Source organism: Fervidicoccus sp. SLHALR4, from assembly GCF_058692745.1.
This window is the reverse complement of sequence record NZ_CP182483.1, coordinates 790889-805581: the sequence shown is the minus strand read 5'-3', so window position 1 is coordinate 805581 and position 14693 is coordinate 790889. Positions and strand designations below refer to the sequence as shown.

Here is a 14693-nt window from a genome sequence, read left to right as displayed (position 1 = left end):
TTTAGCTCTAAAAATAAATTTTGAGAATTGGAAAAATAAGGTTGGGAGGGGCTCTGCGTGAACAATGCTCGCACCATGCGGAAGGTTTTCACTGTAGAAGAAATGCAAACTGCGAGAAATGTGAGGTCGGGAGATGCGGATGTCCTTGCCACGCCTTTTCTGGCAGCATTCATGGAGGAGGTCAGCAACGACCTCGCAAGGAAGTTGTTGGAGACGGGAAAAATCTCCGTTGGAATACACATCGATCTATTCCACACGGCCCCAGCATATATAGGAGAATCTGTAGAAGTTGAGAGCAGGCTGCTTCATTCAGATGGCAGGAGGCTATTATTTTTCGTGCGGGCTGAGAGCGGGGGGAAGATGGTAGGCTATGGGATACATGAAAGGGCAGTCGTTGAAGCTGACAAGTTTTCCAAGAGGATTTAGAATCTCAGTAAGAAGTTAAACGGTAAGTTGCTTTTTGACCAGCTAGGACGATGAAAAAATCTGGAGCTGTAGAATGAAAAAAAGCTTTTTGCCTTCAAAAATTAGAGCGTGTGCTTCAGCCTCCTGGAACGATGTGGCAGAATTGGAAGCAATACCATTGAAATTAGCAGCCTCACAAATGCTCGAAGTTGAGCCCTGTCCATGGAGGTGAAGTGATCAGAGGTGTGAAGTGATGAGGAAAACAGCATAGCTGAGTGCTATGGCTATTGATGTGGAATATGCTATAAAGAGGAGCACCCCCTTTATGCTCTTCGTCTCGCTGTACATGACAGAGAGGGTAGCGATGCATGGTATGTACAGGTTTGCTGCGACAAGTATAGAAAGAGCCTGTTGCGGTGTGTAGTCTAAGGAAGAAACGGCTTCTGTAAGGCTCTGTGCATTTGGATTGAAAAGCATGATGGATTCAATGAAGCTCTCTTTCGCCAGAAATCCGTTCAAGAACATGAAGCTGGTTTTCCAAGAAAGGTCCCCGCTCAAATCGTACAGCCTCCCTATTGGCGACAGAATCGATGAAATTTGAAATGCTATGCTGTTCTGGGGTGATTCGGCCACAGTGAAGCTTGGTGAAAAGGTGAGGGCGAACCAAATTATCACAGAGAGGGCCAGTATGACTGTTCCAGCTTTGGTGAGGAAGTGCTTCGAGTTGTCCCAAACGTGCCACCATATAACCTTCCATATGGGCTTATGCATGGGAGGGATCTCTACAAGCAGTCCCCTCTCTTCGACGCTTCCGGACAGCCAGCTGATAAAGCGGGACGTAAGCAGAGCTATGAGGATAGAAAGAGAATATAGAAATGCAATGGAAAGCCCGCTGAGAATAGGGGAACGGAAAAGCACGGCCGCGAAGGCCATCATTATCACTAGCCTGGCTTGGCATGGAACGAATGGAATGGAATAGATAAGTGCCTTCCTTTCGGAGCTGTCCTCTAAGATTCTCGTGGAAAGTACGCCTGGAACATTGCATCCTAAGCTGAGAAGAAGCGGGAAGGAGCTCTTTCCTGACAGGCCGAACTTGTTCAGAATTGCGTCATATGCTATGGCCATTCTGGCTCCCAGACCCGAATCTTCAAGAATTGCGAGAAAGGCTATTGATACCATTATAAGAGGGAGGAAGCTGATCACCGATCCAACTCCTGGAACTATCCCGTCTGCAATGAGAGAAACCAGCAGATCAGGAGCTCGATCCTGGAGCGCTTCTCGCAGGAAAGAAGCTAAATAGCTGAACATTGAAGAGAGGATCCCGCTTATACTATAATTCTCGAGAGCAGCTGCCCACGCTTCCTTTCCCAACCAGCTGAATATGTAGTTCAAAGGAAAGCCTGTGTTGAGGGTAAAGGCTAATGAGAAGATCCCCAGGTATATCAGAGTTGAAAAGATGGGCCCCAGGACAGCGTTTTCCAAGACCCTCTCAATTGGATTTGGCTTCGCTGCTTCAAGCTCAGCCTCCTTGACGTTTCTCTGAATAACCTTTTCAACAAAATTGTAGCGGTAGCTTATAATAGCATCTCTGGGAGTTCTGTTGTACTTCTCTATGTGCTCCTTTATTTCATTCTCAACTAGCACCCTCAGCTCCCCGCCGAATTCACTGTATATGTAATCAGAAACGAGCTCTTCCTGTTCGAGGAGCTTTACTGCTATCCATCTTTCATTCCACTTCAGCTTTTTTCCCCGCTTCATCAACTCACTTTCTATCTTCTTGATGGAGGATTCCAGTGTTGGATATTCCAGTTCAAACGAAGAGGGCTGCAGCTGGCCCTTCGCTACCATCACCGCCGTTTCCAAAAGCCTATCGATGCCCAGACCTGTAACGGATGATATGGGGATTACTGGTACTCCGAGCGCCTGCGATATCCCGTCCTCTCTTATGTGTACGCCCTTGGAGTGCGCCTCATCAAACTTCGTCAGTGCTATAACAACTTTTGATGTGAGCTCAAGGACTTGGATTGCGAAGTAGAGAGACTTTGTCATGCTCAGGGAGTCTACGAGAACTATGACGGCATCGTAATCGCCGAATATCAGCTCCCTAAGCGTTATCTTCTCTTCAAGCGATACAGAAAGCAGGTTATAGGCTCCGGGCAGATCGATGAGGCAGAGCTTCTCACCGTTGTACGATAAGCTGGCTTCTTTCTTTTCCACAGTCGTTCCAGGCCAGTTCGCAACCGAAACTGCTTCCCCGGTCACGACATTGAAGAAGGTGCTTTTGCCTACATTGGGACTGCCAGAGACAAGGATCTTAAGGCTGCATGTCTCCGAAGTAGAACTGTTTTTTGCTCCTTTCCGAGATCTTCTCAACGATCCCTACCTCTGCTCGTTTCGTGAAATTGCGCTGCATGTCTCTCCTGAACTTACTTCACTCTGGAAACAATATCATCAAATAGAGCACTAAAAGAATTATGCTTATACCATCGAAAAACGCGAAATCCCATATAACTTCTCAATTCAATAATTGAGATCGGGGAAGAGGCTTAAATATAGTTGAGTCAGTTGTAAAAAACGGTGAATGGAGCTGTGAGCAGAGGCAAAATTTTCAATGTGATAAAAATCCCGGAGGGATCATTGTTTCCTCAGGCACTCGAGGAGAAAATTGGTGAGCTAGGGCTGAAAGGGGGGCTCATTGTTGGGATAGGCGGCTTCGAAAGCATAGAACTGGGGATACTCAACCCATCGACGAGAGAGTACATAACGACAAGCTACAAAGGCACCGATCAATCCACTTTGGAGGGCGTGTCGATAGTTGGGAACTACTTCGTCAGAAGTGACGGGAAGGTTGCCACTCACATTCATGTCTCAGTAGCTCCTAACGAGAGAACGGTAGTCGGCGGTCATCTCATTCGAGGAGTGGTTAGACCGTTCCTAGAGCTGTTCTTGGTTGAAGTAGGTGAAGAAGTGAGAGAAGCTTTCAAGCATAGGGACATGGGAGCTCAGAAATCCTGAAAGATCGTTGCTTCGTGGAATTCAATCAAAGCGTCGGCCAAATGCCTTTTCCTCACTTTTCAGCCTTTCCCTCTACCTCATCCGCCATTGCTTTTTTAGCATTATTGGAGATTAAATTTTTCTCCGGCTAAAATCCACAGAGGACAAAAAAATCATGGCTTTGCAGAGAGCCGGCTGGATAGCTGGAGGATCGCTTCTCTTACCGCGGAAGCTGGAGCATTTGTTTTTATCCCCTTCTTATCAAAGTGAGTTCTTCCCGCAAGATAGCCCATCTCTCTCAGCACTTCGATCAGCCTGGAAAAGGGGGGCACATTGACCTTGAGCTGTGAAGACATTTCGTATAGATTGTAGTATCCGACTGCCCCTACTTCCATTTCTTCGGCAACTTCATTTATACCCTTCTTAGTTTCTGGGAGGATGAAATCCAAGATTGAGGCTTCTTCCTTAATCCTCTTTACAAAATCTTTATCCCAGAGCTGACCGATCCAGAGGGGACCCAGCATTGCTGAGCAGTTCCCTTGCGGAAGGATACCTACAGGAGCAGAAGAGATGTATGCTCCTTCCTCGTCGATGCAGATGAAGCCTAACTGCTCTGAGGACCTTACCGCTCCAGACCTGCTCCTTCTCACGCGGAATATAACTTTCAAGTAGTGTTCTCTGTAGAAGGAAAAAAGCGGCTCGGCGTCCCTCTCAAGATAGGAGGCTGTCCTGACGAAAGACCCTATCAAAACCCTTGCTCCGACTTCTTTGGAAAATTGGGAAGCGGTGAGATTAGCGCAGTATCTTCTCATTCCAACATCCTTATACCTTCCAGTTAGGGCCCCCAGATCCGTAGCTGTAATGCTCACCAGCGCCTCTTTTCCAATGGACTTTATCGCCGAATCGAAATAGTAAATTGGACTTCCATATGGGTCTATGTCCAGAGAGTCAACGGGAACGCCTTCACTGTCCATCCTTAGCAAGAACATCCTCGCATCGCTTCTCTCCGAGAAGAGCCTCGTCCTCAGCCCATTCAGCTCTGCATTTTTCCGGCAGTACTCTGCGGCTAGGGGATCTATATCGGAGGCATATGCCATCATGTCGTCTGCATTGCTCTCGAGCAGAGCTCTTATGGACCTCACACATATACCGGAAAGCGGCTCTACGAAAGTCCTAGTCCTTCCTCCCATTTTTTGGTAAGCTCTGAGAGCAAGCACCGTTAAGTCTCTGTTCGAGGCAGAATAAGGGTTGTAGAAAACCGGCATCCAAGATGGCTCGACCTTTCCATCACTTCTCAAAAAAGAGGGAGAAAAGGGGAGGTAAAAGAGGGCTGAACCTTCTTTGAAGATTTTATCATCCAATGCCGACCATCTTCTCCAGGCTTCTGAGCACTTTAGACAGAGCCTCATTGTACCCAACATTTCTGAGATCGATTATTTCTCCTGCTTCCATAGCTCGGAACAGCTTTGGATTTCTGCTCGGGAGAGAAACGTGAAAAGTCGCTATTATGCTTTTGGACGAAGAAATCGCTTCCAAAACAGCTCCTTCGAATTCTCTGAAGGCAAGCTCCATCGGGCCAATTTCATCAATAACCAGCAAACTGACTTCTGGATTTTCAATCGCCTCTCTGAGGAAGAGCGATATCTTCTTCCCGGCATCTGGGTTGAGCCAGTAGCTTCCATGCCTCATTGAAGAACCAGTGATCCTGTCCTTCCTTGCCAGCACAATGGACTCGCTGGATGGCAGGAGAAGAACATCGAAGCCAACCCTTTCTCCCCCTGCCCTCACTTCGGGCGTAATGAACCCAGCATATGCGTGCGGGAACTTTTTCAAGCGGGATAGAGCTTCCATAATGAGTGTCGTCTTTCCGGAGCGCGGAGGCCCTGTGATGAAAATTCTCGCTTTCACATCTCATCGCCCTTCAAAGACCCCATAATATTCATGATATTTCTCTTGGATAAAAATAAGATCGAAGGAGTGTGATAAACCCCCGCTGAAGAGGCGGAGTTTGAAGAATGAAATTGCCCCGATGGGAGGTCAATCGTCCTGGAGCTGAGGAAGTCGTGAAAGCTGCTCTATTTTCTCTTCGCTCAAATATTCTATTCCTTCTCCTTCTTCCCTTGAGAGCTCCCTATAGCGGTTCTCCTTCACGATTATTATTTTTTTGAGATCTTTGAGCTCGCTGATTTTAGCCAGCTCCTCTCTCTTCTCCTCCAGCGTTAGCGGTGAAGAGGAGCTTTCATATCCTATAAGCACCCCCCTCTCTCCAATTTTGGCAGCTAAATCGAAGAAGGTTCTCTTCATGGTGTAGAGATCTGCTCCTGTTCTGTTCAGCGCTTCATAGATCTTTTTTTCGATTCTGCTCTCTGCTTTTTTTGAGGAAGGCCTCTTCAAGCTTGTCTCATGTGTAAATATATTGAACGGGTCAGCGATCTCTTCTCCGAACAGCTCGAACAAGCTTTCAGCGTAGTCTATTCTCACGCCGAAAGAGTTCCTCTCATATTCATATACAGCTTTTCTTGAGACTCCCAGCCTCTCGGCCACCTCTCCCAAGCTATATCCGAGCTCCTCCCTCTTCTCCCTCATCTTCTTTCCGGATATTCTGACTATGAATTCTCCTCTTTTCGCCATAATATAGAGGTCTTTCGACTCGTTCAGCAGTCTGCTCAGCATAGCAGGGTTTATTACTGGGACGTCATCTTTCATGTATATGACTTCGTCGTGCAGATCAACCTTCTTCTCAAACTCGCTTATTATGAGGGGCTTTGAGCCTGAAGCTCTGCTCATGCCTTTCAGATCCTTCAGCTCATCCGTGGTTATCAGCTGACTGTCTATCGTGATTTTCATATGTATCCTCTTCCTTTTATCGTCTCTCGACCAGGCTATGATATCAATGCTTCTTTTCTCCACGTTGTCCGGCTTCTCTATATTAACATACTTAAAATCAGTCCTCTTTATCTCGCTGTGGACTTCTTCATATATATCATCCAGCAGCTTTGAGAACGCCTTTTCACCGAGCTTCAAAGCTTCTCACCTCGCTATGAGCTTCAACCTGATCAGAGAGGGGTAGCTTCTCAATAGCTCGGAAACATCTTCCCTGCTTATGTCATCCGAAGGCTTCCACGAGAGAGTTCCCGCTTGCAGGTACTTTACCATTCTGATCTGCCAGAGATCTCCTTCTATTTTATATATAACTTGTTCGCCGCTGACTATTATACTTATCTCCACAGGAAGCTTCAATTTTCCTTTGAGGTGGTCTGGAATCCTGCTTTTTACCTTTGAAATATCTTTTCCTTTAAGGACGATCACTTCCCCAGATTTTAAGCGTACTTCAACATCTTCTTCGGGAAGCTCCTCCAATGTGAAATGTTCGCTCAGCTCCTCGTTAGTTTTGCTCAGCTCGCTGAGTACCTTCCTCTCGATCCCCCTCAGCACAGATTCAGTAAAATCTTCCGAGCTCGAAGGACTACCGCTCATGGCCTGCTGTACCGGGCCAGCACCATAGCGTGGTCTTTGTCGTACGGATCCAAATGCACGACGCTGATGGTTTCGAACCCTCCCTTCTCAAGGGTTGAAATCTCTTTTCTGAAAACCTCGGTCGGCTCCTTGGTTACATCGATGCTTCTCGCCTTTATAGCAAAGAACACGTAGCCTCCATCTTTGAGGAACCATTTGGCATTCTCAACAACCAGAGCAGCCTGCTCAGGCTGAGCAACATCCGCGTAAATGACATCGCATAGTTCGACTATATGTGAATATGAAGACGGCATTCTCGCGTCTGCTAAGATCGGAATCAAATTCCTCCTGTCCTTTGCCACTATTAGGAACTCCCTCATAACCCTCGGAGCGAATTCAACGGAATATACCAACCCCTCGCTGCCCACAATATCGCTCACGTGGCTTGGGGTAGTCCCAGCTGCCGCTCCAAGGTAGAGAACCCTGTCTCCCTCTTTTATGGGGACAGAGGAGATGCCCTTCATTATCGCCCCGGCCAGCTTGCTCCTGTAGGGAATCCACTCTCTGTATTCCGTGCCAGCTATTCTGTAAAGCCTCTCTCCATAGACCCTCTTCCCTGGAGCGAGGTTGATTGTAGCAAGCTTTGTTGTCCCATCATCGAACTCTATTGAGAATATCCTGCTGTTCACTTCAAGCTCCCTTACTCTTACCGGCTCGCTCATGTTCATCTACCTCCAAACCTTCTCTTTTTGAATTTGCCTCCTTTTTTACCTCCTTCCTCCTTCCTCTGCGGCTTCGGGGATCCTTCCTTCTGCTGCGCAGCTCTCGCTGGTGGCTTCGCATAAAGCTTCTTGATTTCCTCGATCCTTTTGTTGAGTTCTTCTACCAGCTTGTCACCCACCCATCTCCCTGTGAAAGCATCGACTTTAGCGGCTATGGCCAGCTTCGCAGCAAGAGTTCTGGCCATCTTACCCCTCTGCCATCTCGGAGCTTTGTGGATCTCAGGATACTGGAATATTATGCCGTGCTTTGGCGGCTTCGTTCCGGTCTTCAGAGATCTGAAAAGGGCCTTCTCAGCGCCGAGAACCTGTATGGTGCTTGCCGGGAGCTTGGCGAGGTTCTCCAGGCTTCCAGCTAGGCTGATGAGCCTAGCACCCAGAAGGCTTCCCACCAACGCTGTAATGTTTGGAGCTATCTCCTTCATAACGCTCTCTATGTAGTCGGAGAGCTCCTCTCTCAGTGTATACGTCTCCCAGGCCATTCTGGCAAGCGTCTGTATGGGCCTTATATCGAAATCGCTCAGGTCAGCTCCTATGCTTTCCCTGGCAGCGCTTGCGATCTTTTCCGCTTTATCCTGCGGTATCCCCAGTTTTTTGAGGCTCTCCTCCGTGAAGTTTTCCCTGAGCCCTAGCTCCATAACAAGCTTCACATATTGCTCGTGATTGGGGACTAGGCTGTCAAGCTCTGGGAAGTGGACGCTATACCATTCCCTGAGCCTTATGACATATAGGTTGTAGGTTTTATCGAGATCGTCTATTGCTCTTATTGCCTGAGCTGCCAGCTGGTCTCTCTTCTGGGCTGCCTTCCTCAGCTTCCTTCTGGTATACTCCATGCTAACGGAATGGATGAAGTCGAGGTATTCATCTCTGCTTTTGAAGAAACCAGTATCTGTTGATATCTGCTCAATTATTTTTCTGAAATTCCTGAACACCTCAGAGGCGGGAGAGACGGAAATTTTCAGGCCGGGGTATTTGCTACTGAGTGCCCTAGCTATTCCCTCTATTTCCACTACAACCTCGTCATCTCTGTTCAGCCTCTCAGCAAGCTTCAGCATGCTCGCAGGCAGCTCCCCGCTTTCATACTTCAGCAGCTGCTCGACATTTTCATCGATGTCCTTAGTTTCATGTTCATAGTCAGCTATAGAGCCGTCATCTTTGAGGGCAAAGCTCCCAATGGCATGTTGCGTCAGGTAAATTTTCATCAATATCAACTCCTTCAATACTTTGAATTTAAGAGCTTATTAACTTCTTTCAGAGCTAGCATAAATAGATTTTTGAACCTATTAATCTTTGGATTCCTGGCTTGCCTCTTCATCAATTCATCTTTTCGTATCGCCATTGCTCGATATTATGGGAAGAAGGAGTTCCCGCTGTCTAGACTGAAGCTCTTCTCCTTTTTAATGATGTTGCCAGTGAAAAACTGAGGCGCGGTCTGCTCATGATTCCGGAAGAAATATAAAAACGAAGCTGCTTCGTCTTCAACGTAAGACCTTGAAACTCTACTGAGAGCCGTCAGCGCCCGCTTGTCCGCTACCATCACTGTAAAGCGCTATCAAGTCCTCAAATGTCAGCCTACTTCCTGACTTGAGCTTTTCCTCCGCCTCTTTCCTTTTCTTCTCCAAAATTTCGCTCTCCTTCTTCTTGTAGATGCTCTCTCTGATCGCTGAGCTCCTTTCCTGCGCCTTCTTAAGTTCTTCGTATTTCTTGTCTATGGCCTCCTTCAAGCTGTTGATAGTTGCGCTCTTCTCAGTGATCTGCTTTCCTATCTCATTGATCTTCGGGGAGATTTCATTCATCTTTTCATTCAGCTCAGCAATTTTCTTCCTCAACTGCTCCAAGCTCTGGACTTTTTCCCTGATCTTTTCCCTGACATCCTTCAACTTGATCTTCAGGCTAGCCAGCTCAGCTTTTAGCTCCATGTTCACGGAATCCAGCTCCTTCGCCTTCACCATTTTTTCATACAGCTGAGTAAGCCTCTCAATTTCGAGCATCAGCTTCTTCTCTTCCTCAATCGAAAGCGGGGTTGTCTGCTGCTTCCAGTTCAGCTGTTCGATTCTCCTCTTCAATGCACCAAGGGAGATCTTCTTTCCGTTCTTTTCAGCAGAAACCACGACCTCGTTGTTCTTCCTCAGCATTTCCAGGACTTCTTCGTATCTTTTAAGAAGCTGGTTCTTCTCCTCTTTCAGGGCCTTGAGCTCTTCAAGAATTTTGCCCTTTTCTTCTCGGTACTTCCTCAGTGAGGAGGCAACTTCCTTGCTCTTCTCGATCAGCTTTGCTCTCTCTCCCTTCAGCTCCTGAAGCTCCTCAATGAGCTTTATCCTCTGCTCCTTGAGGTTGCCTATCTCCTCCTTGAGCTGGTGTATCTGTTCACTCAGCTTTTCAAGCTCTTCCGACGCTGCTTCCATTACGAATTAGCACCTTATCTCAAGTTATTATCCCAATATGAACCTGGCGTCCACGGCGTAAGCGCCCTTTTCATATGCTATAACGGGGTTGATGTCCATCTCCTTGATCTCCTTATTTTCGAAGAGGAGGTTCCCAGCCTTCACGATTATTTCCGCGATCGCTCTCTTGTCCTTTGGCGTGTCTCCTCTGTAGCCTTCCAGTAGCTTTCTGGATTTTATTTCATCGATCATTTCTAGAGCTTCTTTCTCGGTAACTGGTGCTATTCTGAAGGAGACGTCTCTGAATATCTCCACAAATATTCCTCCGAGGCCGAACATAACTGTGGCATCGAAGACTGGATCCCTTATTCCCCCTACAATAACCTCAACGCCGCCCTTCGGGAGCATCTTCTGGGCGAGGAACCCGGTTATCTTGGCCTCTGGCTGGTTCCTCTTAACATTTTCTCTAATTTTTCGAACTGCCTCCATAATGCCTTCCAGATCGTTTAAGCCTACAATGACGCCGCCTACGTCCGATTTGTGAACTATGTCGGGAGAAACTACTTTCAAAACAGCCGGGAAACCGACTTTTTGGGCCGCAAGAAGTGCTTCAGATTCGTCTTTCATGAAAAAATAAGGAGCGACTGGTATATTATATGCCTCAAGGAGGGCCATAGATTCGTGTTCGAGAAGCTTCTTCCTACCCTCTTTCCTTGCCGCCGCTACGATGTTCTTTATGCTCTGCGACATTGAGTATCCCTCTGAAGAGATTCTATCTCTCTTCGAAATAAAAATCTAATTTCACTTAAGCTGAAGGAATAAAATACTTTTGCCCCACGTTTTTTTATGGTACAAGCAACATAAAAGTTCAAACGGTGAACGAATTGAGCGAGGACGGCGAGCTCTTAATCATGAAGATATTGAAAGCTCTCAGAAACAAAGATGCTGCTAATGCGGGGGATATCGTCAACATGACGGGCTTGCCGAGATATTACGTCCTTGCGGCATTCCAAATTCTGAAGGAGCTCGGGTATATTGAGCTGATCTACAGCAAGGGGTCTCACAAAGTTTACAGAATATCGGAGAAGGGGCTGAACTTTCTCGAAGGCAACATGCTAGAAGAAACTTCAGAGGGGGAAAAGGCTGAAGCCTAGCGCCTCAAAATGTCTAGGAGCTTCTGCCTCATCAAATCCATCAGCTGCTGGTCGAGATCCCAATCTCTTTCCTCTCTGTTGAAGGAAATGAACGGTATCGTATAAGATTTTATAGAGCTCTTGTTTAAAATGCCGATGAAGTAGTCACTATCCAGCACTTCGCCGAATATTTTGTGAATGTACTTCTCTATTTTCTCTATATCGTCTGCTTTTATCAGGAACAAGACGATAAAATCTCCTGTTCTCGGGTTGTGAAGAGATGAGACAAATTCAAAGATCTTAGACACTTCTGTAATTGTTTTATCTAGAAGAGAAAGCTTCTTTGTTTTTCCTTTTACTACAAGAACTATATTAGTCGGGTCAGAAGTTATAATAGTCCTCTTCCTGAGCGAATTTTTTTCTATTATGTCTTGAGCCATTATATGCGTCCTTAGATGTCTATTTATTTTGCTTACGCTTACATTCAACACCTTCGCTATCTCGGAGATTGGGGTTAGAGCATCATTTTGCAATCTCGCCAGGATGATTAAATCGATCAGATCCACATGCTTAACTTCTACAGGACTAACGAGGTTAGCTGCATTCATAGAATTGCTGGATCCCTTTCCTTCTCTAATGATTTTGCTGGTTACGTTTTTCCATCTCTTTTCAACTCTGCTGAATGCTATCTCATCTTTCAAGTTCAAATCATCATATCTGGAGATATCCATCTCTATTGCATCTGCGACGTTCAAAACTCCGCTTTTCCCTATTTGGCGCACCAACTCTTCCTTAACTTCAACATTGTTAGGAACGTAAAAGAGAGCGATCCCCAGAGGTTTGGGAAAGGCTATATTTCCATGCCATCTCAGTATGTAAGCAAGGTTTTTGTCTATGCCTTTTATTCGGGTTTCTGGATCAAACTCTATTGGCCTATCAAAGAAGACGGCAATCGTGGAAAGACCTAGTTTTCTCAGATCGAAGTTTGCTCTGAACCCAAAACCTTTGCTTTCAAGCTTCTTTATCCTTCTCCTGACGTAGTCCTCGGTCACGCCAAGCTTTTTCGCAATGTTCCTTATCTTAACAGGTGGTCTCTCTTCTTTCACTGCTTCTATTATTTCTACGACGTCATATCCAAGCCCCAGAGGATTGATGAAATCTCTTTGCTCCTTCAAAGCCATGCTACCTGAACCTTTTTGAGCTCTGCATATAGTCTTTGAATGAACATATAAAAATTTTACTTTCTGAACAAGAAGAAATTGAATACTTGATAAAAAAAAATACATACACTGAAAAATTTATAATCCTCCGTCAGTTTAAAATGCTATATCATCTCTCTCCCAGTTGAGCATTTCCCTTTCCCCCTCCAACTCTCCTGAATTGTAAGCACCAGGTTCGGCAAATCCTGCTAAACCCGCCTTTGAAGCGGGTGATTCGCGCTTTGCGATGGCCAACAGATGCACCAAAAAGTAAATCAACAGTTCCTGCAATTGGAATTTTCCTCAATAATTTCTCAAAATCATGATGCACTTTTTCCGTTTGATGTAAAATTTTTATACGTTGAAGTGATGCAGATTGAAAAGGAGGAGCCCAAAAATAGGAATATTGCCCCCGAGAGCGCTGAAGAAGTTGATTGAGGAGAGCTGCTTCGTTATTGAAGTTATCGACTCAATAAACCCAGAGGGAACGAGATCTTTAACGTTGGAAAGAACCGTGAAAAAGCTCGGAAAGCCCTTCCTTCTTGTGATAAATAAATCGGATCTGCTGCCCCGCTGGCTTGCTGAGGCTTGGAAGAGCTACTACGAATTGAAAGGCTACAAGGTAGCGCTTGCTTCTGCCAAAAAGGGATGGGGAAAAGGGGAGATAATGAGCAATGTTATCAAGCTGGCTGAGCTCTGCCAGAAAGAGGAGAGAAAGCTTGGTCTGGTTTGCGGTGTCCCAAAAACGGGCAAGTCCTCAATCATAAACTTGCTGAAGGGATCCGATTCAGCACCAACCAGCCGATATCCAGGAAAGCCTGGATACACGAATTCCTTCACTATCTACAAGATAGCAGAGGGCATTTACATATACGATTCTCCCGGAGTTCTGCCCGATCCGAGGGATCCGTTGGAAAAAAAGATAAGAACCAAACCGCCTGAGCAGCTGAGAGATCCGGTAGAGCCTTCTGTCCAGATACTGGATCTCTTTAAATCAGCTGACGCTGCTGCTGTTGAAAGGCTATACGGTGTTTCTCCGCAAAAAAGCAGCTACGAAATTCTCGAAGACATAGCTATTAAGAGGGGGTGGAGGGAAAAGATCTCCAAAGAGCCTCTGGTGGAGCAGGCAGCCATAAGAGTCATCATGGATTATCTGGATGGGAGGCTGAAAATACTCAGAAAGCCTCCGAAACAGAGCTCACATTCTGGCTAGCTCTCTCCTTATGTTTTCGAGGAACCTCAGCCTCTTTGGCGTAGATGGGTGAGAGCTGAAGAGTTCGAGGAAAGCGCTCTCCTTCCTGTTCATCAGCTTTTCTACTTCCGCATCTATATCGATGTCCTTCGGCAGAGTGTAGACCTTCTTTCTGTTGGGGAACCAGTACTCCATGGGGTCATATGCCATTCCTCCGCTTGCAGAGATCAAGTAGTTGACTATGAAGAGCATTGCAGCTGATTTGTTGAGATCCTCGGAAATGTGCGGATTGTTCTCATATAGCAGGTGCAGCCTGGTGAGCCCCCTCTGCAGCAACCTTGGGTTGCCAGTGAGCTTGGCGCTGAAAGAATCAGCGAAGTACTCTCTGAGCCTGCTGAAGTGGGTGACCAGGAACTGGAATATGAATCCAGCGACGAACAGGAGCGCTCCCACTGTCACGTAGAACAGAGCGCCGTTCCCCCTCTCTCTGCTGTCCCCAGCCAGCCATCCCCACGTCATCAGCATCCTCCCGAGGAAGTATATTGCCGATGGAATGAGACTTATTGCCAGCAGTGCGGCCACATCCCTGTGCTTCAGGTGCCCAAGCTCGTGGCCGAGGACCGCTTCGATCTCATTCTTTGGCAGAAGATTGAGCAGGCCTCTGGTGACTGCTACGTAATTTCCGGAGAGCGGGGATCCGAAAGCAAAGGCGTTGGGAGCCGAAACCTCAGCTATAAGCACAGTCGGCGCTTCCTTCAGCTCAGCTCTCCTTGCAAGCTCCCTCACGGAGCTGACGAGCCACGCTTCGTCATCCTTTGCAGGTCTAGCGCGGTAGACTGCTTTTATCAGTATTGGGCTGAACAGCCACTGCAGAACCATGAAGACGGCAACCAGGGCTATAGTAGAATACAGCCAGTCTGCTCCCAATCCAAAGTACACGCCGACGAGATATATTACAGATATGCTCCCTAGGAGAGTAGCTAAAACCGTGACCAGCATGGACGATTTGAGGCCGATGAGGGATTTGGGAGGCCCCCTTACGATCTTGTCGGCAGATACCGCTAGCACCCCGATTATCAGCGCTGTCAGCAACGAAGCTAGCAACATACCGAGCATCATGTATGGTGAGAATATGAAGAGCATTATTCTTC

16 protein-coding genes are annotated in these 14693 nt (G+C 46.8%); 4 read left to right on the top strand and 12 right to left on the bottom strand.

What is annotated here, in order from left to right:
• The first annotated feature begins 57 nt into the window (after nt 1-57).
• Entirely contained in the window at nt 58-426 is a 369-nt protein-coding gene (locus tag ACLGLO_RS04265) for a thioesterase family protein (protein ID WP_492127691.1), read from the top strand.
• Between the two features lie 216 nt (nt 427-642).
• Here the strand turns inward: ACLGLO_RS04265 and feoB are convergent, their stop codons facing one another.
• Entirely contained in the window at nt 643-2778 is a 2136-nt protein-coding gene (gene feoB / locus ACLGLO_RS04260) for a ferrous iron transport protein B (RefSeq protein ID WP_492127690.1), read from the bottom strand.
• A 216-nt stretch (nt 2779-2994) separates the two neighbouring features.
• Here feoB and ACLGLO_RS04255 point away from each other — a divergent pair, with 216 nt between their 5' ends.
• The gene (locus tag ACLGLO_RS04255) at nt 2995-3420 is read left to right on the top strand and encodes a PPC domain-containing DNA-binding protein (protein ID WP_492127689.1); all 426 of its coding nucleotides are present in this window, start codon (nt 2995-2997) and stop codon (nt 3418-3420) included.
• A gap of 152 nt (nt 3421-3572) precedes the next feature.
• Here the strand turns inward: ACLGLO_RS04255 and ACLGLO_RS04250 are convergent, their stop codons facing one another.
• From ACLGLO_RS04250 to ACLGLO_RS04215, 8 genes are all read right to left on the bottom strand, one after another.
• Entirely contained in the window at nt 3573-4760 is a 1188-nt protein-coding gene (locus ACLGLO_RS04250) for a hypothetical protein (protein WP_492127688.1), read from the bottom strand.
• On the bottom strand, nt 4753-5307 hold the full coding sequence (locus ACLGLO_RS04245) for a nucleoside-triphosphatase (RefSeq protein ID WP_492127687.1): 555 nt from the start codon (nt 5305-5307) through the stop codon (nt 4753-4755). Before ACLGLO_RS04245 ends, ACLGLO_RS04250 begins: the two co-directional genes overlap by 8 nt.
• Before the next feature lie 129 nt (nt 5308-5436).
• A complete protein-coding gene (locus tag ACLGLO_RS04240; protein ID WP_492127686.1) occupies nt 5437-6423 on the bottom strand; it encodes a helix-turn-helix domain-containing protein in 987 nt (328 codons plus the stop codon).
• A 6-nt stretch (nt 6424-6429) separates the two neighbouring features.
• On the bottom strand, nt 6430-6876 hold the full coding sequence (locus tag ACLGLO_RS04235; protein WP_492127685.1) for a DUF61 family protein: 447 nt from the start codon (nt 6874-6876) through the stop codon (nt 6430-6432).
• Nucleotides 6873-7577, bottom strand: a complete 705-nt coding sequence (locus ACLGLO_RS04230; protein WP_492127684.1) for a fibrillarin-like rRNA/tRNA 2'-O-methyltransferase — start codon at nt 7575-7577, stop codon at nt 6873-6875. The genes ACLGLO_RS04235 and ACLGLO_RS04230 overlap by 4 nt, the downstream gene beginning before the upstream one ends.
• A gap of 2 nt (nt 7578-7579) precedes the next feature.
• Nucleotides 7580-8836 carry a C/D box methylation guide ribonucleoprotein complex aNOP56 subunit gene (locus tag ACLGLO_RS04225; RefSeq protein ID WP_492127683.1) on the bottom strand — a complete coding sequence of 419 codons (1257 nt, stop codon included), beginning with the start codon at nt 8834-8836 and terminating at the stop codon, nt 7580-7582.
• 297 nt (nt 8837-9133) lie between these two features.
• Entirely contained in the window at nt 9134-10039 is a 906-nt protein-coding gene (locus tag ACLGLO_RS04220) for a coiled-coil protein (RefSeq protein ID WP_492127682.1), read from the bottom strand.
• Between the two features lie 27 nt (nt 10040-10066).
• Nucleotides 10067-10768, bottom strand: coding sequence for an acetate--CoA ligase family protein (locus ACLGLO_RS04215; RefSeq protein WP_492127681.1), 702 nt, complete (start codon nt 10766-10768; stop codon nt 10067-10069).
• A gap of 134 nt (nt 10769-10902) precedes the next feature.
• Here ACLGLO_RS04215 and ACLGLO_RS04210 point away from each other — a divergent pair, with 134 nt between their 5' ends.
• Nucleotides 10903-11172 carry a hypothetical protein gene (locus ACLGLO_RS04210; RefSeq protein WP_492127680.1) on the top strand — a complete coding sequence of 90 codons (270 nt, stop codon included), beginning with the start codon at nt 10903-10905 and terminating at the stop codon, nt 11170-11172.
• Here the strand turns inward: ACLGLO_RS04210 and ACLGLO_RS04205 are convergent.
• Together ACLGLO_RS04205 and ACLGLO_RS04200 are read right to left on the bottom strand one after the other, a co-directional pair.
• Complete coding sequence (locus ACLGLO_RS04205) at nt 11169-12437, bottom strand: winged helix-turn-helix transcriptional regulator (protein ID WP_492127679.1); 1269 nt, start codon at nt 12435-12437, stop codon at nt 11169-11171. The two genes, ACLGLO_RS04210 and ACLGLO_RS04205, sit on opposite strands and share 4 nt — an antisense overlap.
• A gap of 30 nt (nt 12438-12467) precedes the next feature.
• Complete coding sequence (locus tag ACLGLO_RS04200; protein ID WP_492127678.1) at nt 12468-12605, bottom strand: hypothetical protein; 138 nt, start codon at nt 12603-12605, stop codon at nt 12468-12470.
• 121 nt (nt 12606-12726) lie between these two features.
• On the opposite strand from ACLGLO_RS04200, the gene ACLGLO_RS04195 reads away from it, so the two are divergent.
• A complete protein-coding gene (locus tag ACLGLO_RS04195; protein WP_492127677.1) occupies nt 12727-13563 on the top strand; it encodes a GTPase in 837 nt (278 codons plus the stop codon).
• On the opposite strand, the gene ACLGLO_RS04190 is transcribed toward ACLGLO_RS04195, so the two are convergent.
• Complete coding sequence (locus ACLGLO_RS04190) at nt 13549-14685, bottom strand: zinc metalloprotease HtpX (protein WP_492127676.1); 1137 nt, start codon at nt 14683-14685, stop codon at nt 13549-13551. The two genes, ACLGLO_RS04195 and ACLGLO_RS04190, sit on opposite strands and share 15 nt — an antisense overlap.
• Nucleotides 14686-14693: the final 8 nt, after the last annotated feature.